We start from the raw sequence: 17,551 nt of genomic DNA, 5'->3' as shown, positions 1-17,551 counted from the left end.
TTTTATTGATAGGTGAGGATCAGGGTGGCACTGGCATTTGCGATTCCTGTGCTTACCGAGGTTTTGGTTTGATAATAGCGGGCGGTGATTGCGAAACTCTCCTGACCGCCTGTCGTCTGTTTCAGCGCAATGGTGCTGTTGAGTACCAGTGGTCTGCCGTCATAAAGCAACTGCACGCCGACACCGTTAGCGACGCCCGGCGAGCCCTGTCCGGATAGCGCCAGCACGCTGTTGTCACTGAATCCTGGGTACTGAACGCCGCTCAGCGTGACGTTAATATTGGCGCCACTGTCGCAGTTGAGGCCGAGGTTCTGCGTGTTCTGCCCCCGTTCCGGGACGGTGCCAACGGTATCGCCGAAATCACCTGCCGGTATGTCGCCCAGGGGGAACACCAGATTTGGCGTCGTGATGTCACAGGCCACCTGAGTAATCGAACCGGTTCCTGCATAAACCGGGATCTCCGGGGCCGCCGCCCCACCCCGATATTGCTCGGTCCAGGCCACAAACGACGCCAGTTGCCCGGTTACCGAACCCGAGGTGATATTGCCGGTTTTCCAGAACTGAATGATCGGCTGGAAGTTGCTGGCATCCACTTCATTTGGATTCGACGACCATGAGGCTGTGAACAGATCGGCCCCGAGCCAGGTATCGCCACTGAATGAGTTTGGTCCGGCGGTAGTTTTCTCATAGTAACCGAGCGAGACCCCAACGCCCGGCAGGTTGGTTTGATACACCCGGCGACCATTAGCGGAGGTAAACGCATAGGTTAATACCCCGCTTTTCATCCCGGTGGTTGAGCCTTCATTTCCGGTTGCCGTGCAGCTGTATGCCAGCGCCATCGAGCCATAAATTTCGTTGCTTATCGCCTGCCCGACGGGAACATCGCGCTGGACGATAATATTGCCGTAATTAACGGAATAAGGGGCGCCGATAGTGGTGTAATCACACCCGTATCCGTAAAGCGGAAATACGATCCCCAGCAAAATTAACAGACGTCTGATAATAGACATTTCGAGTAATCCACATAAATTTATTTAACGGCAAACAACATCGGCACGAATAATATCGCTGGCGGGTTGCTTGTTATTAAGTGTGTAATGAGCCTGGCAACGCTGTTGTTCACCTTCGCCCCACTTCACGGTCAATTTCACATCCGGCTGCAAACCGGTTAAATAAACCTGCCCGCTATCGCCGACAATAAAGCCCGAATTCTGCGCCCCGTTCACCGTGGCAATTGCCCCGAACGGAACGGGCTGGCCATTTTGCCGGGTGAGCGTCATCAGGATCCGCTGCCCTACGCTGGCGACATAGCTGGCCCGCACAATGGCCCCCCGGGTCGGCACCACGGTCTGCACCGTCTGTTCCAGTTCAACGTCGGCGGGCAGGGTGTCGGTCAACAGCGAGATATCGTTTTTCCGGTACGGCGTAATATTGCCGCTCAGGGTATAACCGCGGTAATCCGTCCTGGCCCCCGACTGGTTTTGCACCCCTACCCCGGCAGCCCCCGGCGCTTTGATCAGCACGTTGGTTTCGCCCAGCGCCTGAGAAAAGGTGATGCCGTCTTCGTGGGCAACCACCCCACCCTGCAGGCCGTAATTCAGCCGGTCGCTGTGCTGGTCGTAGCTGTAGCCAGCGGTCACTTCACCGTAGGTGCCTTTGTAATCCCCGTTAACGTTGCCGGTATACCCCACATTGTTGGTACCGTACCCCTGCTGGACGTTCCAGCTAAGCGCATTATTTTCCAGCGCGGTGCCGTTGATCCCCAGATTGTGCGTGGTGCCACCGTTTTTACTGGCGGTGACGCTGTAGTTCACCCAGGTCTGCGGCAGGAAGGCCGCCAGCGGAACGCTGATATTGAAAGCGACCATCTGGTCTTTAGCATACCGACCGTCGCTGTTGCTCCCGTTGTGACTGTAGGTGTAGGTCAAACCGTAGCTGACGCTACGCCAGAAGTTGTTATAGCCCAGGCTCCATGAGGTCTTCGACTGGCCTTCGTTCCAGTAATCTTCCCTCATGGCGCTTAACATCAGAGAGCCGAGTTTATTGCCCAGGGACTGGCTCATGGTTAGCTCGGCGCGGTTACGACGCCTTTCAATGAGCGCACTGTCGCTGCCATAAGAGTCCAGCACCTCCTGCATCCCGTAAAAGCCGCGGGTGGAGTAGCGATAGCCGGCGATGGCAAAGTTGGTCCCGGTGCCAATGAAATTCTTGCTGTACCGCGCCCGCCAGGACTGACCGTTCGATTTTTGCTCATCTTTCGGCGTGGACCAGCCCTGGGTGACATCCGCGGAAAAGGCGCCGAAATCGCCCATATTTTTCCCCAGCCCGGCGGCCAGCGACTGGTATTTACTCGCACCCTGAAAACCGCCGTACAGGGTCAGGCCATACGGAAGTCCGTAGATCCCGGTCAGCTGGCTGAACGGCGTCTTATCGACGCGGCTATCCCATGAGCGGTACTGCCCGCCGGTGACGGCGTACTTCAGTTGCCCTTCACGCTGCAAAACCGGCAGGGAAGCAAAGGGCACGGTAAAGTGCTGCACGCTGCCGTCGGCCTCGTTAATGGTGACGTCGAGATCCCCTGCGCCACCGGTCGGGTACATATCGGTAATTTCAAACGCGCCCGGTGCAACATAGTTCTGGTAAATCTGGTAGCCGTTCTGGCGGATAATCACCTGCGCGTTGGTTCTGGCAATGCCGCGCACCACCGGGGCGTATCCCCGGAGCGAATCCGGCAGCATGTCATCGTCTGACGCCAGCTGTCCGCCGCGAAAAGGCAGGCTGTCAAACACGTCGGCCGGTGAGGAGCTGTCTCCGAGCGTCAGCTGGGCTTTCAGCGGGACAATGCCGCGCTGGGCATAGGTATAGACGCTATCCCACTGCGTGTGGCCGTCGTTGTCCCGTGACCAGGTGGTGTAGTTGCGCAGTCGCCAGGGGCCGATATTGAGGCCCGGTCGCAGGTTGGCGTACTGGCTGCTGTCGTTGCCGCCGTTTTTGTTCAGGTTGTTTGCGCCGCTCAGCGAGTAGTTGAGCATCGCGGCGGTGATCCCGTCATCCCACAGCGCAGGCTGGACATAGCCTCTGGCCTGCATCGACAGCGCAGCCTGCGGGACGCTGATCACCAGGCGCTGGCTGGTAAACTGAAAATCAGTGCTGGCCTGGGGAATGGCCCCCAGACGCGCACATGGCGTACCGGGCTGATTAAGCTGTGGAAAGTGCTCCGTCTTAACGCCCCATTTGCTCAGCATTTCGACGCTCAGACAGGGCTCAAGCCGCGTCTCCCCCTGCGTATCACTGACTTTGTTAAAGGTGATGTCCTGGGTATCCGTCAGCTGACCGTCAAGTATGATATCCACATGGTAAATACCTGCCGCCTGGGAACCTGTTTCAAAACCCTGTAGATCGGCCTTGTCGATGCCTGGATTATCGAGCTCGATTAAATCCGGGTTAAAAAATTCTCGTGCTTGAGTTTTATTTAAACCACTCGCCAGGCCAAGGGTAATAAACCATGCCAGCCACGTGATTTTATATCTACTGATGTCCATCTTAACGCTGCTCCATGAATATCACCTTTAACCCCTGTTATTGGTCACAGGTTTGCCGTATGTGCTTCCCCTGTACCGCCAAAATCGCTGATCAATTTAAATACCACTGCACCTGACGTGATTTGTGCAGGCAGAGAGATTGCCGTTTGTGAATGCGGCAATATCCAGGTTGCTTCCGGCACTTTTTTACCCCCGACGGTAATTTCGTTGAAATTCATGACATAGTCGGTAGGGTTAGTAACCTCTATTTTATTTCCACTGCGTCGCCAGGTTAATTTATCGGCCTGCTCCTCTGGTGTTGAGCGCTTTAATCCTGCCGGACGGTAAATTAATTTAATGCGTGTTTTTACGGCAATTTGCAGCGAGTTCTCCACCGTGGTTGCTGAAGGAATCGATTTTATATTCAGCCAGAACAGACTCTCACGATCCTGAGGTAATGCCCCGGTTAATACCACCCGCTCAACGTTTTGCTGTCCTTTATCCAGCCGGTAAAGAGGTGGCGTAATAATAAAAGGCGGCTTTTGCGTGCTGTCACCCGCCGCCTCTATCCACGACTGAATAAGATACGGCGAGTTGTCAGGATTATTTACGTTGATAGACGCTTCTTTTTTACTGCCATCAAAGACAAGGCGAGTTCCGCCAATAACGATACCTGCCTGTGCAGTTGATACGCCGGTCAGAATAAGCAGACTGGAGAGCAGGGTTTTGTGAACGAATTTCATTACATACCTCAGTAACAACGGGGCCGTTTTCCGGCCCCATCTGATATCCGGTCAGGAAATCAGTTATAAACAACAGAGAAGTTGGCGACAGAGTTTGCTGGCCCCGCCGTCACGCTTGACGCCGTGGAAATATACTGAGCATAAAACTTCAGTGTATTATCCTGGGTGCTGCTCAGAACATAGTTGTAGTTATTCTCGCCATGCAGCGGCAGATCGGCTTTATCTGCAGACATCAGATTAATCGCCACCCCGGTCGCCGCACCGGCAACTGAAGAGTTAATGGCCAGCAGGCTTGGGTTAACTAAATCCGGCGCACCGTCAAAACGGACTTTTGCTGAGGTGACGGTAACGGGACAATCTTTTAATATAATGTCGAAGTCTTTTGCTGCGGTTCTGTCCCCCATACCTGCGAATTCTGATTTATAGAAGTTACCAATGACCACAGTCTGGTTTTGCGATGCAACGGCAACCTCACAGGCCGAATCCAGAATATTCCCGGAAAAATTAACCGTCCCTGCTGCCGCGAAGACAGAAGAGGACGAAACGGCAGCGAGAGCTGTTAACGCAACAATAATAATATTCTTTTTCATAAAATCATTTCCTTAATTACTTTTGTCATCACCATTTTTGGGCAAAAGCATCCATAAGGTGTTTATCACCTTTTATTTTTGTATGCCCGCTATGCTGGTTCCTGGGTGTAAATAAAAGAACAAAACCCTGTCTGCATATAAAAGACACTGTCTGTTTTTTACTCACATGGCGGCAATTTATATAAAGACCTCCCCAAACTCAAATTGTTTTTCAGTCTAGTTGTAGACTTTGGGTCAGCTTTTTTTCATTGGTATCACCGACGAAATTCAGCACATCGCGAGGGGCCCCATCTCATTCTTATGAATAGAACCATGCCTGCCCTCGTTGGGTCTATTAATAGACTCAGTAGAAAAACAATGATCAATCATGATGTTAACTAACGAGGCTTGTGTCCGGTCTATTTTTAGACCAAACCCACATATTCCCTGCGTCAATGGTTTTTAAGATAATCCTGCCCGGTAATAACCAGCCGATAATTTGCTTAGATTGAGGTCACCTGATGAATACCCGAATGACGGCGGTAAAGGCCGGTCCCAATACATCTTCGCTGGCGTTAAAACCTTTTGCCGATATAGAAAAACTTATTGCGCATCTTCGACCTTTTACCGAGACCCTGACGGTTAATAAAGGCGAAGTGGTGCATTATTACGAGGCGGATGTTCGCCAGTGCTGGCTGTTATTAAAAGGCAGTGTGGCGCTGCATCGCCGTGGCGATGGCGTGGTGCTGAATTCAGAATCCGCACCCTTTATCCTGGGTGTGAGCAGCCAATTGTGCTCGGAGCATTTATATGCCAGGGCGCTGGAAGATTCTGAAGTGGCACGTATGCCGCTGGAGTTATTTAATCAAATCATCGCCAACGATGGGTTATGGGAATATTTTTCCCGGCTGCTGATCTACACGGTTTCCCGCATATATGAGCATTGCTCGCAAATATCGCAGATGTCCGCGTATGACATTATTCGGGTGCAACTGGTGGAACTATTACAGGAACCCGATTCGGTCCGGCTCAATACCACTGCGGCGGCTTACATAAAAAGCCGCACCTACCTTTCCCGAAGCGGCATCATGCGCATTCTGTCAGAGTTGCGTACCGGGGGATATATCACCATGCAGCGGGGCGTACTGCTGGATATTCACCACCTGCCGCAAAAATATTGATGCGGCTGTGTAACCCGTACTTCTCAAAGCCGAGTGGCACTATAATAATCGTCATTACGTCACTCTCAGCTCGCAGGTTATTTTATGTCATCGCCAACAACGCTCCCCGGTTCGGTTCCGCGTGGGTCGCCCTGGTCTCAGGAACTTATTACCCATCTGCAACCCCACGCCACCATTTACGACGCTCAGCGGGGGGAACGCTTTGATCTGTGCGTAAAAGGTCAGGGGATCTGTTATCTGATCATCGAGGGAAGCGTGGCGATCTATCGCCGGAGCAACAATATGCTGCTGTCAACCGCCACCAGCCCTGCGGTTTTCGGCCTGGCGAACCTCACGGATATCTATTTTGACGACTACTTCAAAACCATTAAGCCGTGCAAAATTGGCATTATTCCGGCCGATAAGGTCAACGCTATTTGCCAGCAGCAGGATCTGTGGGGATTGGTTTCCAGCCATCTGATGTTTGTCTACAACCGGCTCTACCACCACATCATGCCCGAGGGCACGCCAACGGCGTATGAGTTAATCCGCAAGCACCTGCTGGAACTGATGAACGAAGATGAGAGTTTTCGCGAAAAGATCACCGCAGAGAGGTATATCCGGGATAAGACGCAGCTTTCACGCAGCGGCGTAATGCGTATTCTGGCCGATCTGAAAGCCGGCGGTTATGTGGAAATGGAAGAGGGCCGACTGATTAAAATTAACAAACTCCCCACTAAATATTGAGTGAATTCGCACATGTTCGCATTGTAAGCGTATTCCGAATCTCAGTCGGATGGCTGAGGCGATCCCCTCCTGGTGCGCTATGCTTTGGCAAAAGGGCAGCATACGGAGGGGAAAATGCTCATTGCACTTGTGACCATCGCCGTCGTTGCCGTCGTCATTACCGGGCTGGTTATCCTGTCTGCCATGCAGGACATTAACAACGATTACTGAGTACCAAAAAGAAAGCCCTTAAGACTACCTGAGGTAATCTTAAGGGCTTCTCGCTCCATCCGGCGCTTATCTCCGGCACTCAATATGGCTTAGCTCTTGAAGGAGCATAGGAATAGTCTCATAAATCTGAGGGTGCGAATTAGCATAAATTGCGGCCCGCCAGAAAGCGATGCTATTTCAACGAGATGGAAAAGCAAAAAGGCCGCATTCGCGGCCTTTTCTTATACTACGGCGGTGGTGAGCCGCGACGTGCAGCACAGCCGGTCCTGCTCATCCAGAATCTCAATCTGCCACACCTGGTGACGTCCGCCGGTATGCAGCGCGCGACAGACGCCGCGCACCCGACCGCTGCGCACGGAACGCATGTGGTTGGCATTCACCTCCAGCCCCACCACCTTCTGCTCCCCTTCGGTGCAGAGATAGCCCGCCACCGAACCCAGAGTTTCGGCCAGCACCACAGAGGCGCCGCCGTGCAGCAGGCCAAACGGCTGATGGGTGCGGCTGTCCACCGGCATAGTGGCTTCCAGTTCATCCTCGCCGATGCGGGTAAACTGGATATCCAGCAAGCCCACCATATTTCCGTCGCTCATGGCGTTTAACGCCTGCAACGTGACCGCGCGTTTCCAGATCATCCCATTATCTCCAGTAAGGCCTGCAGTGGATGGCGCACGCCGCTGCCCTCGACGCGTTTGACCTGGCTACGGCATGAGTAGCCGGTCGCCAGACAGCGGTTACGCGGCAGACGCTGCATCGCCTGGTGCCAGGAGAGCTCGTAGATCCCGAGCGAGTTGGCGTGGTTCACCACCTCATGGCCGTAGGTTCCGGCCATACCGCAACAGCCCACGCTGACGCTCTCCAGCTTCGCGCCAAAGCGAGCAAAGATAGCGGCCCACTGCGCAGGCGCCCCCGGCAGCGCGGTTACTTCGGTGCAGTGCCCGAACAGATACCACGGCTCGCCGCTGGTCTCCGGCGCGGTTTGCGCGTTGACAACCGATGGCAGCCACTCGTGCACCAGCATCACGTGGAACTCGCCGCGCTTGTCGCCGAGCGTCTGTTTGTACTCATCGCGATAGCAGAGCACCAGCGCCGGATCGACGCCCACCATCGGCATGCCCAGCTGCGCCACCCGGCTCAGGAAGTCCGAGGTTTTTTGCGCCGTTTTCGCAAAGCGGTTGAGGAAACCTTTAATGTGCTGCGCTTTGCCGTTCGGTGAAAACGGCAGCAGCACCGGCTGGTACCCCAGCCGCTCGGCCAGACGAATAAAATCGGCTACCACCTGCGCATCGTAATAGCTGGTAAAGGGATCCTGCACCACCAGCACCGTTTTCGCTTTTTGCTCGGCGCTCAGGGTCTCAAGCTGCTCGAGGGTCAGGTTAGCGGAGCGGTGGCCGACCATCTGACGCTGCAATGACGGCGTGGAGAGCAGCGGCAGGTCGATCATGCCGATATGCTTCTCGGAGAGTTTGCGCACCAGCGGCTGGTTGATAAAGAAGTTAAAAGTGCGCGGCGCGCGGGCCATCAGCGGGGCATAGCTCTCCACCGTGGCCACCAGATGATCGCGCATCGGGCGCAGATAACGACTGTGATAGAGCTGCAGGAAGCGCGAGCGGAACTCCGGCACGTCGATCTTAATCGGGCACTGGGTGGAACAGGCTTTACAGGCCAGGCAGCCCGACATCGCCTCTTTCACCTCGTGGGAGAAGTCATACTCCCCTTTGCGCGCATGCCAGCTGTTGCGGGTGCGTTCCACCAGGGTACGCAGGCTGGCGCGTTTTTCCGGCAGCTCTTTTTCCAGCGCCAGCGGATCCACGCCGCGGTCGGCCAGCAGACGCAGCCACTCGCGTACCAGCGTCGCACGCCCTTTCGGCGAGTGGATGCGGTTGCTGGTGATCTTCATAGACGGGCACATCGGGCTTTTAACATCAAAGTTAAAGCACAGGCCGTTGCCGTTACACTCCATCGCCCCGCGCCAGGACGAGCGCACGGCAATGGGGATCTGACGGTCGAAAGTGCCGCGTTTGACCGCGTCCACCTGCATCATCGGGGCGTCAATGCCTTCCGGCGGGCAGATTTTACCGGGGTTGAGGCGGTTGTCCGGATCAAAGGCGGCTTTGATTTTGCGCAGTTCGCCGTACAGCTGCTCGCCAAAGAAGGCCGGACTGTATTCCGCGCGGAACCCCTTCCCGTGCTCGCCCCACAGCAGGCCGCCATACTTCGCGGTGAGCGCCACCACGTCGTCGGAGATCTGCTTCATCAGGATCTCCTGCTGCGGATCGCACATATCCAGCGCCGGGCGCACGTGCAGCACTCCGGCGTCGACATGGCCAAACATGCCGTAGCTCAGGCCGTGGCTGTCGAGCAGCGCGCGGAACTCGACGATGTAATCCGCTAGGTTTTCCGGCGGGACGCAGGTATCTTCGGCAAAGGGGATCGGCTTGGCCGCCCCTTTGGCGTTGCCCAGCAGCCCCACCGCTTTTTTACGCATCGCATAGATACGCTCGATGCCGGAGAGATCGTTGCACAGCTGCCAGCCAATTACCCCGCCATCGCCCCGGGCGATGAGCTCGTCCAGGCGCTGGCACAGGTTCTCGACCTGGCTTTCGATAAGCCCGGCGTCATCGCCAGCAAATTCAACGATGTTGAGGCCAAGCATCTCTTTGTCGGGCACGTCGGTAATCAGCTCGCTGACCGAGTGCCAGACGATATCTTCCCGCGCCAGGTTAAGCACTTTGGAGTCGACGGTTTCCACCGACAGCGCCCGGGCATCCACCATAAAGGGCGCATTGCGCAGCGCGGAGTCGAAAGAGTTGTACTTCACATTCACCAGGCGGCGGACTTTGGGCAGACGAGTGATGTCGAGACGCGCCTCGGTGATAAAGGCCAGCGTCCCCTCGGAACCGGTGAGGATGCGGGTCAAATCGAACTGGCTGAGATCGTCATTAAAGACATGGCGCAGATCGTAGCCGGTCAGGAAGCGGTTCAGTTTCGGGAATTTATCGATAATCAGCTGGCGGTTGTCGCGACAGCGTTCCAGCACGGTGCGATAGATGCGTCCGGTAGTGGTGTTGTCTTTTCCGAGCGTTTCGGCAAGCTGAACCGGCATCGGCTGGGTATCGAGAATATCACCGCCCAGCAGCACCGCCCGCACGCCAAGGACGTGATCGGAGGTTTTACCGTACACCAGCGACCCCTGACCGGAGGCGTCGGTATTGATCATGCCGCCGAGGGTGGCGCGGTTACTGGTCGACAGCTCCGGCGCAAAGAAATAGCCGTACGGCTTCAGGTACTGGTTCAGCTGATCCTTAATGACCCCGGCTTCCACCCGCACCCACCCCTCTTCCGGGTTGATCTCAATGATGCGGTTCATGTAGCGGGACATATCGACAACGATCCCCGTGTTCAGCGCCTGGCCGTTGGTGCCGGTGCCGCCGCCGCGAGGGGTAAAGATTAACGAAGCGAATCGCTCCTGGGACGCCAGACGGGCTAGGAGTGCCACATCAGCGGTAGAACGGGGAAAAACGACTGCATCGGGAAGTAGCTGGTAGATACTGTTGTCGGTCGCCATCGTCAGCCGGTCGGCATAACGTGTGGCGGTATCGCCGGTAAAACCCTGTTGCTCCAGTGCCTGCAAAAAATTCAGCACCAGCTGAACGACGCCGGGTGCCTGAGAAATTTGTGGGATCATTACTGTCGACCCTGCCCAATCTGAATAGTTGTAGATAATCGTTTGCGTTGTGTCTCACATTTTGTATCACATTTTAAACGTATCCGCCCGACAGAATTACAGGCAGAATCTGCCTGTTAAAAATGGCTGAAATCACTAATGATTATAGTGATGCGGTTTCATGTTCTCGCCGGTCTGCCGGTGTTCTCACAAGGTGAATTTCATTTATGGTCAATCGACACCAGCCCAGGGACGTTGCACAAGTTTTGCTGTCGGTGCTGTTCCTGGCAATCATGATTATTGCGTGTCTGTGGATTGTTCAACCCTTTATTCTTGGCTTTGCATGGGCGGGGACCGTGGTGATCGCCACCTGGCCGCTGTTCATTCGCCTTGAGCGTTTGCTGTTTGGTCGCCGCACGCTGGCGGTGCTGGTGATGACGCTGCTGCTGGTGCTGCTGTTTGTTATCCCGGTTGCGTTACTGGTGAATAGCCTGGTGGACGGCAGCGGCCCGCTCATTTCCAGCATCACCAGCGGCGATATGACGCTGCCGGAGATGGCCTGGCTGAACGACATTCCGCTGATTGGCGACAAGCTCTATGCCGGCTGGCACAACCTGCTGGACATGGGCGGCAGCGCCATTATGGCGAAAGTGCGGCCCTATATTGGCGCCACCACCACCTGGTTTGTGGGTACCGCTGCCCATCTGGGCCGCTTTGTGGTGCACTGCGTGCTGATGCTGCTGTTCAGCGCCCTGCTCTACTGGCGCGGAGAGCGGGTAGCCCTTGGGGTGCGTCATTTTGCCACCCGTCTGGCTTCGACGCGCGGCGACGCGGCGATGCTGCTGGCGGCGCAGGCGGTGCGCGCGGTGGCGTTAGGCGTGGTGGTGACGGCGCTGGTGCAGTCGGTGCTGGGCGGTATTGGTCTGGCGATCGCGGGGGTGCCTTACGCCACCCTCTTTACGGTGCTGATGTTGTTAACCTGTCTGATGCAGCTGGGGCCATTGCTGGTTCTGGTTCCGGCAATTATCTGGCTCTACTGGAGCGGGGATACCACCTGGGGCACGGTGCTGCTGGTCTGGAGCTGCGTGGTGGGTACGATGGATAACGTGATCCGCCCGCTACTGATCCGCATGGGGGCCGATCTGCCGTTGATTCTGATCCTCTCCGGCGTGATCGGTGGGTTGATCGCTTTCGGCATGATCGGTCTGTTTATCGGACCGGTGCTGCTGGCCGTCTCCTGGCGACTCTTCTCCGCCTGGGTGCACGAAGTCCCGCTACCGCCAACCGATCCCGATGTCCTGCTTGCCACGCTTCACGAAACGGACGAGCCGAAACAGTAAATCTCCCATTCTGGTGGGTACGCCCACCAGAATGTTAAGCATCACTTATCAATTAGCTTGGCATTAAGCACCACTAAACCCTTCAGCGCCCCTAATTCCTTCAATCTACTTCATAAATTCTTCATGCTTTTTAAACTATTGAGACGAATCTGATCGACGCAAAAATTCGCTATGCCTACTATTAGGTCACGGTTATGAATCAACAACATCTTGATTTATAAGCATGGAAATCCCCTGAGTGAAACAACGAATTGCTGTGTGTAGTCTTTGCCCATCTCCCACGATGGGCTTTTTTTTATAATAAAATTCATGCTCCTGCCTGTTATACATTCCACCAGTACAAAACGTAGTCGTTATCAGCGTTCACATATGAGATGTGAGCGGTAACAGGCATGTCAGGTGTGACAGGGGTTGGTGCTGGCGCTGGTGTTGGCGTCGGTGCTGGCGCTGGCGTCGGTGCTGGTGCTGGTGCTGGTGCTGGCGTCGGTGCTGGCGTCGGCGCTGGTGCTGGCGTCGGTGCTGGCGTTGGGGTTGGAGTCGGGGTTGGTACAGGCGTCGGTGGAGTGATATCGCTAAACGCTTTGTATTTACCGGTGTTCAGATTGGCGACAATCTCAGCGTAATGCGCTGGACCAAAGGCAGCGACAGTTGCAATGCCTTTAGCATCAACAGAACGTTCAAAACCATACTGGCCTTCTTTGGTAACTGACTTGTTCCAGCCACGCACGCCCTCTTCAGTGTCAAGGGAACCACGCGTGTGAACATGGGAGTAGTCACCACTCTTCACATCGACCATATGTGAACGCTGAGTTGGAGAGACAACGTTAAGGCCAACACGGGTCACTTCGTCGTTTTTAACCACACTGGTGCGATAAGCGGCATTTGCAACATCGTTGTATAAAGAGACATGACCGACAGTATTCACACCATTATTCACGCCATGCACGCTGATACCACCCATACCGTCTTTATAGCTACCCGTTGCTACCGCCGTCTTCTTGCCGTTGGTTACCGCGACAGAATGCGAGCGATAGTCTGCAGAAATAACGTTAGTTTCCAGCCGTGTGACATTACCCATAGTGGTCGTTTTGGTACCCACTATCGCACCGTCTTTTACAGCAATAGTACGACTGGTGTCACCCATGTTAATTGAGCCGCGCGAAAAGCCGTTAAAGGTGTGCCCATTATTAATGCGACCTGCATTACGACCATTAAAACCATGACCATTGAAAGAATGATTATTAAAAGAATGGCCGCCCATATGACCGCCACCGTGATTACCGTGATTACCGTGAGCAGAGGCAGCAAAAGAACTAAGAATAAGCAAAGCTAAGACAGAACGTTTCATTTTAAATTCCACACTTAAATTAACAGAACAGAGCGGGACGATCATATTCATAAGGATCACCCCGATACGTCAGCAACTATTTGCTGACGCTGAAGAAGCACAATCAACTCTTTAACCGTGATAACTGGCATTATACCAACGGTGATAACACCCTAAATTTCAATACCAGAACCCATGCAACAATACAGTGGGATAAAGCACTGCTCACACACCGCACCTGTTTCACAATGTTTGAAACGTTCCATAAATGCAGCGTATTTGTGTTTCGCATTGAGCCTTGAGAATATTTAGCTTTCCATCGCGTGTTAATATTAATTATTTGTTAGCTCCCACCACTATTAATAAAGCGTCGTTCGCTTGTGCCCGCTAAGAATGTTCTTACAGGATAAAACAGTCAACGCTGACCGTCCTGAATAGCACAAATGCATCAAATAAAATCAGCGTTAATATCGCTGGCTATTTTTTAATCAATTGAAATATTTTCAGAAACCGCACTGGTAAACAGAGCGATAACGTAACGGTGAATGTCCTGAGCATGAAGCATAAAAAAAGGCGAGGACCAAAGTCCTCGCCTTTATTTGTTGCAGAAGCGTGACGTTACTTGTTCAGTTCGGCCAGGCTGAGCCAGGTTTGTACCACGGTGTCCGGGTTCAGGGACAGGCTGTCGATCCCCTCTTCCATCAGCCATGCGGCAAAGTCTTCATGGTCGGAAGGACCCTGGCCACAGATGCCGACGTACTTGCCCTGTTTCTTCGCGGCGCGGATAGCCATCGACAGCAGCGCTTTCACCGCTTCGTTACGCTCATCAAACAGTGCGGAGACCACGCCGGAGTCGCGATCCAGACCCAGTGCCAGCTGCGTCATATCGTTCGAGCCGATAGAGAAGCCGTCGAAGTGCTCAAGGAACTGCTCTGCCAGCAGGGCGTTGGACGGGATCTCACACATCATGATGATTTTGAGTCCGTTCTCGCCGCGCTTCAGCCCCTGACGCGCCAGCTCGTCAACCACCGCTTTCGCCTGATCCACGGTACGCACGAACGGCACCATGATCTCGACGTTGGTCAGGCCCATCTCGTTACGCACGCGTTTCACCGCCTCGCACTCCAGGGCAAAACAGTCGCGGAAGCTGTCAGAGACATAACGACCGGCGCCACGGAAGCCCAGCATCGGGTTCTCTTCTTCCGGCTCGTAACGCTCGCCGCCCACCAGGTTGGCGTATTCGTTCGATTTGAAGTCAGAGAGACGCACGATCACGCGTTTCGGGAAGAACGCAGCGCCAAGGGTCGCGATCCCTTCGGTCAGACGGCCGACGTAGAACTCTTTCGGCGAGTCGTAGCCCTTCATCATCTCGCGAATTTCTTTCTGCAGCTTCGGATCCTGGTCATCGAACTCCAGCAGCGCACGCGGGTGGACCCCGATCATACGGTTGATGATGAACTCCAGACGCGCCAGGCCAACGCCTTCGTTAGGCAGACAGGCGAAGTCGAACGCGCGGTCCGGGTTGCCGACGTTCATCATGATCTTCAGCGGCAGATCCGGCATGGTATCCACGCTGGAGCTCTTCACGCTGAAGTCCAGCAGTTCGGCGTAGACGTAACCGGTGTCGCCTTCGGCACAGGAGACGGTGACGTTCTCATCGTCTTTCATGCGTTCGGTGGCATCACCGCAGCCAACAACCGCCGGAATACCCAGCTCACGGGCGATGATTGCCGCGTGACAGGTACGGCCGCCACGGTTGGTGACAATCGCTGCCGCCTTTTTCATGATCGGTTCCCAGTCCGGGTCGGTCATGTCGGTGACCAGCACGTCGCCCGGCTGGATGCGGTTCATTTCGCTGATGTCGTGGATCACTTTCACCGGACCTGCGCCGATGCGGTGACCGATGGCACGGCCTTCAGCGATGATTTTGCCCTGGGCATGCAGGGTGTAACGCTCCATCACCTGGCCGCGGGAGCGGACGGTTTCCGGACGCGCCTGGACGATAAACAGCTTGCCGGTGTTACCGTCTTTGGCCCATTCGATATCCATCGGACGGCCATAGTGCTTCTCAATCTGCACCGCCTGCTTCGCCAGCTCCTGCACTTCGGCATCGGTCAGCGAGAAGCGATCGCACTGTTCCTGCGGCACATCTTCAATCCGGACCTGCTTGCCGTGCTCCTGGGTCGGGGCGTAGATCATGCGGATTTTTTTCGAACCCATGGTGCGACGCACGATAGCCGGGCGATCCGCTGCCAGGGTTGGCTTGTGTACATAGAATTCGTCAGGGTTGACCGCACCCTGCACCACCATCTCGCCCAGACCCCAGGCGGAGGTGATAAAGACCACCTGATCGAAACCCGATTCGGTATCAATAGAGAACATCACGCCTGACGAGGCCAGATCCGAACGCACCATGCGCTGCACGCCCGCCGACAGCGCAACGCCGCGGTGGTCGTAACCCTGATGCACGCGATAGGAGATGGCGCGGTCGTTAAACAGGGAAGCAAACACGTGTTTAACCGCCACCAGAACCGCATCGTAGCCCTGTACGTTAAGGAAGGTCTCCTGCTGACCGGCAAAGGAGGCATCCGGCATATCTTCTGCGGTGGCGGAGGAGCGCACGGCAAAGGAGGCCTGAGCATCATCAGCGGAGAGCTGGTTATAGGCGTCGTGGATGGCTTTTTCCAGTTCAGGCTGGAAAGGTGTGTCGATGATCCACTGGCGGATCTGGGTCCCGGCTTTGGCAAGCTCGGAGACATCATCAATGTCCGTGTTATCCAGTAGTTCGTAAATGCGCTGGTTTACGCCGCTTTGATCCAGAAAATAGTTAAAAGCATCGGCGGTGGTAGCAAATCCATTCGGTACGGAGACACCCATACTGGACAGATTTGTAATCATTTCACCCAGGGAGGCATTTTTGCCTCCAACTCTGTCTACATCATTCATGCCGAGTTGGTTATACCAAAGCACCAGCGGTGACGAGCCATTGTTGGACATCGAAACAATCCTTTTATGATATATGAACGGGTTTTAAGAAACTCCTTACTGCGTATTTATACTGTCATATTTAATCGCGCTAAAAAAACGGTGAATCGTGTAAGCACTTTTATTTTTTCGCTTTTCAGACTGTTCCCGCTTAAATGCTAACCTGATGATTCCTATGGATTCCCACAAAAAAACTCAGACTTTAGGGTGATTTTTAAAAATGAAACACCCCTTTCATTAAAAATAAAAATAGCGTTTCATTTTGAATTTCCCGCGCCCGTTGACTGTTGTAATTTACTTTTTTAATTTATGCTTTCAGTCAATTACATCTGATATACCGAGTGTGCAAAATGGATAATGCTGTCGATCGCCACGTTTTTTATATTTCCGATGGTACGGCGATCACCGCCGAAGTGCTGGGCCATGCGGTGATGTCGCAATTCCCGGTTTCCATCAACAGCATCACCCTGCCGTTTGTGGAAAACGAGAGCCGCGCCAGAGCGGTGAAAGATCAAATTGATGCCATTTTCCAGCAGACCGGCGAGCGTCCGCTGGTGTTCTACTCGATTGTGATCCCGGAAATCCGCAATATCATTCTGCAAAGTGAAGGTTTCTGTCAGGACATCGTCCAGGCGCTGGTGGCCCCGCTGCAGCAGGAGTTGAAGCTGGACCCTACCCCGGTGGCGCACCGCACCCACGGTCTGAATCCGGCGAATATCATTAAGTACGACGCCCGTATCGCCGCCATCGACTACACCCTCGCCCACGATGACGGCATCTCGATGCGCAACCTCGATCAGGCCCAGGTCATTCTGCTCGGCGTTTCGCGCTGCGGCAAAACCCCCACCAGCCTCTATCTGGCGTTACAGTTCGGCATCCGCGCGGCAAACTACCCCTTTATTGCCGATGATATGGATAATCTGGTGCTGCCGGCGGCGCTGAAACCGCTCCAGCACAAGCTGTTTGGTCTGACCATTAACCCGGAACGTCTGGCGGCCATCCGCGAAGAGCGCCGGGAAAACAGCCGCTATGCGTCGATGCGCCAGTGCCGGATGGAGGTGGCTGAAGTGGAAGCCCTGTACCGGAAGAACAACATTCCCTGTCTCAACAGTACCAACTATTCGGTAGAAGAGATTGCCACCAAGATCCTCGACATAATGGGGCTGAACCGCCGCATGTACTAACAGGCTAGTACATTGGTTCGCAATCCTTTATACTCGCTACCCATAACAGGGCACGCTTGTGCCCTGCACTTGAAATCAGCGGGGATTGGTTTAAGGTGATG

Annotated in this window: 12 protein-coding genes and 1 other RNA gene; 5 read left to right on the top strand and 8 right to left on the bottom strand. The window is 54.5% G+C overall.

What is annotated here, in order from left to right; genetic code table 11:
• Positions 1–2: 2 nt before the first annotated feature.
• Genes ACOYA6_RS05215 through ACOYA6_RS05200 form a run of 4 tightly spaced genes read right to left on the bottom strand, consistent with a single transcriptional unit; the run spans position 3 to position 4,854 of the window.
• On the bottom strand, positions 3–1,010 hold the full coding sequence (locus ACOYA6_RS05215; protein ID WP_422654165.1) for a fimbrial protein: 1,008 nt from the start codon (positions 1,008–1,010) through the stop codon (positions 3–5).
• Positions 1,011–1,034: 24 nt separating this feature from the next.
• Complete coding sequence (locus tag ACOYA6_RS05210) at positions 1,035–3,542, bottom strand: fimbria/pilus outer membrane usher protein (RefSeq protein ID WP_422654164.1); 2,508 nt, start codon at positions 3,540–3,542, stop codon at positions 1,035–1,037.
• A gap of 44 nt (positions 3,543–3,586) precedes the next feature.
• Positions 3,587–4,264, bottom strand: coding sequence for a fimbrial biogenesis chaperone (locus ACOYA6_RS05205; RefSeq protein WP_138368797.1), 678 nt, complete (start codon positions 4,262–4,264; stop codon positions 3,587–3,589).
• Between the two features lie 59 nt (positions 4,265–4,323).
• On the bottom strand, positions 4,324–4,854 hold the full coding sequence (locus ACOYA6_RS05200) for a fimbrial protein (protein ID WP_039029096.1): 531 nt from the start codon (positions 4,852–4,854) through the stop codon (positions 4,324–4,326).
• 500 nt (positions 4,855–5,354) lie between these two features.
• Between ACOYA6_RS05200 and ACOYA6_RS05195 the strand changes: the two genes are divergently transcribed.
• Together ACOYA6_RS05195 and ACOYA6_RS05190 are read left to right on the top strand one after the other, a co-directional pair.
• Positions 5,355–6,014 carry a helix-turn-helix domain-containing protein gene (locus tag ACOYA6_RS05195; RefSeq protein WP_039029095.1) on the top strand — a complete coding sequence of 220 codons (660 nt, stop codon included), beginning with the start codon at positions 5,355–5,357 and terminating at the stop codon, positions 6,012–6,014.
• A gap of 84 nt (positions 6,015–6,098) precedes the next feature.
• Positions 6,099–6,740: a winged helix-turn-helix transcriptional regulator gene (locus ACOYA6_RS05190; RefSeq protein ID WP_039029094.1), complete on the top strand. Its 642-nt coding sequence runs from the start codon at positions 6,099–6,101 to the stop codon at positions 6,738–6,740.
• A 431-nt stretch (positions 6,741–7,171) separates the two neighbouring features.
• Here ACOYA6_RS05190 and menI read toward each other — a convergent pair whose 3' ends face one another.
• Both menI and ydiJ read right to left on the bottom strand, forming a co-directional pair.
• Positions 7,172–7,582, bottom strand: a complete 411-nt coding sequence (menI, locus tag ACOYA6_RS05185; RefSeq protein WP_039029093.1) for a 1,4-dihydroxy-2-naphthoyl-CoA hydrolase — start codon at positions 7,580–7,582, stop codon at positions 7,172–7,174.
• On the bottom strand, positions 7,579–10,635 hold the full coding sequence (ydiJ, locus tag ACOYA6_RS05180; RefSeq protein WP_039029092.1) for a D-2-hydroxyglutarate dehydrogenase YdiJ: 3,057 nt from the start codon (positions 10,633–10,635) through the stop codon (positions 7,579–7,581). The genes menI and ydiJ overlap by 4 nt, the downstream gene beginning before the upstream one ends.
• A 206-nt stretch (positions 10,636–10,841) precedes the next feature.
• Here ydiJ and ydiK point away from each other — a divergent pair, with 206 nt between their 5' ends.
• On the top strand, positions 10,842–11,954 hold the full coding sequence (gene ydiK, locus ACOYA6_RS05175; RefSeq protein WP_039029091.1) for an AI-2E family transporter YdiK: 1,113 nt from the start codon (positions 10,842–10,844) through the stop codon (positions 11,952–11,954).
• A gap of 188 nt (positions 11,955–12,142) precedes the next feature.
• Positions 12,143–12,253: antisense sRNA RprA (gene rprA, locus ACOYA6_RS05170), an RNA gene on the top strand.
• Between the two features lie 23 nt (positions 12,254–12,276).
• Here rprA and ACOYA6_RS05165 read toward each other — a convergent pair.
• Both ACOYA6_RS05165 and ppsA read right to left on the bottom strand, forming a co-directional pair.
• Positions 12,277–13,353, bottom strand: coding sequence for a hypothetical protein (locus ACOYA6_RS05165; protein WP_422654163.1), 1,077 nt, complete (start codon positions 13,351–13,353; stop codon positions 12,277–12,279).
• 546 nt (positions 13,354–13,899) lie between these two features.
• A complete protein-coding gene (gene ppsA, locus ACOYA6_RS05160; protein ID WP_039029089.1) occupies positions 13,900–16,278 on the bottom strand; it encodes a phosphoenolpyruvate synthase in 2,379 nt (792 codons plus the stop codon).
• Positions 16,279–16,616: 338 nt separating this feature from the next.
• Between ppsA and ppsR the strand changes: the two genes are divergently transcribed.
• Positions 16,617–17,450 carry a posphoenolpyruvate synthetase regulatory kinase/phosphorylase PpsR gene (ppsR, locus tag ACOYA6_RS05155; RefSeq protein WP_039029088.1) on the top strand — a complete coding sequence of 278 codons (834 nt, stop codon included), beginning with the start codon at positions 16,617–16,619 and terminating at the stop codon, positions 17,448–17,450.
• The last annotated feature ends 101 nt before the right edge of the window (positions 17,451–17,551 follow it).

Origin of the sequence: Leclercia barmai (genome assembly GCF_049312895.1) — a bacterium.
Taxonomy (GTDB): domain Bacteria; phylum Pseudomonadota; class Gammaproteobacteria; order Enterobacterales; family Enterobacteriaceae; genus Enterobacter; species Enterobacter barmai.
Note: the sequence above shows the minus strand (reverse complement) of the source record. Positions and strands in the feature narration are given on the sequence as shown.

Bases quoted from the DNA above. Each gene is read 5' to 3' on its own strand.
- ACOYA6_RS05215 (WP_422654165.1), bottom strand. From the start codon at position 1,010: ATGTCTATTATCAGACGTCTGTTAATTTTGCTGGGGATCGTATTTCCG.
- ACOYA6_RS05210 (WP_422654164.1), bottom strand. From the start codon at position 3,542: ATGGACATCAGTAGATATAAAATCACGTGGCTGGCATGGTTTATTACC.
- ACOYA6_RS05205 (WP_138368797.1), bottom strand. From the start codon at position 4,264: ATGAAATTCGTTCACAAAACCCTGCTCTCCAGTCTGCTTATTCTGACC.
- ACOYA6_RS05200 (WP_039029096.1), bottom strand. From the start codon at position 4,854: ATGAAAAAGAATATTATTATTGTTGCGTTAACAGCTCTCGCTGCCGTT.
- ACOYA6_RS05195 (WP_039029095.1), top strand. From the start codon at position 5,355: ATGAATACCCGAATGACGGCGGTAAAGGCCGGTCCCAATACATCTTCG.
- ACOYA6_RS05190 (WP_039029094.1), top strand. From the start codon at position 6,099: ATGTCATCGCCAACAACGCTCCCCGGTTCGGTTCCGCGTGGGTCGCCC.
- menI (WP_039029093.1), bottom strand. From the start codon at position 7,582: ATGATCTGGAAACGCGCGGTCACGTTGCAGGCGTTAAACGCCATGAGC.
- ydiJ (WP_039029092.1), bottom strand. From the start codon at position 10,635: ATGATCCCACAAATTTCTCAGGCACCCGGCGTCGTTCAGCTGGTGCTG.
- ydiK (WP_039029091.1), top strand. From the start codon at position 10,842: ATGGTCAATCGACACCAGCCCAGGGACGTTGCACAAGTTTTGCTGTCG.
- ACOYA6_RS05165 (WP_422654163.1), bottom strand. From the start codon at position 13,353: ATGAATATGATCGTCCCGCTCTGTTCTGTTAATTTAAGTGTGGAATTT.
- ppsA (WP_039029089.1), bottom strand. From the start codon at position 16,278: ATGTCCAACAATGGCTCGTCACCGCTGGTGCTTTGGTATAACCAACTC.
- ppsR (WP_039029088.1), top strand. From the start codon at position 16,617: ATGGATAATGCTGTCGATCGCCACGTTTTTTATATTTCCGATGGTACG.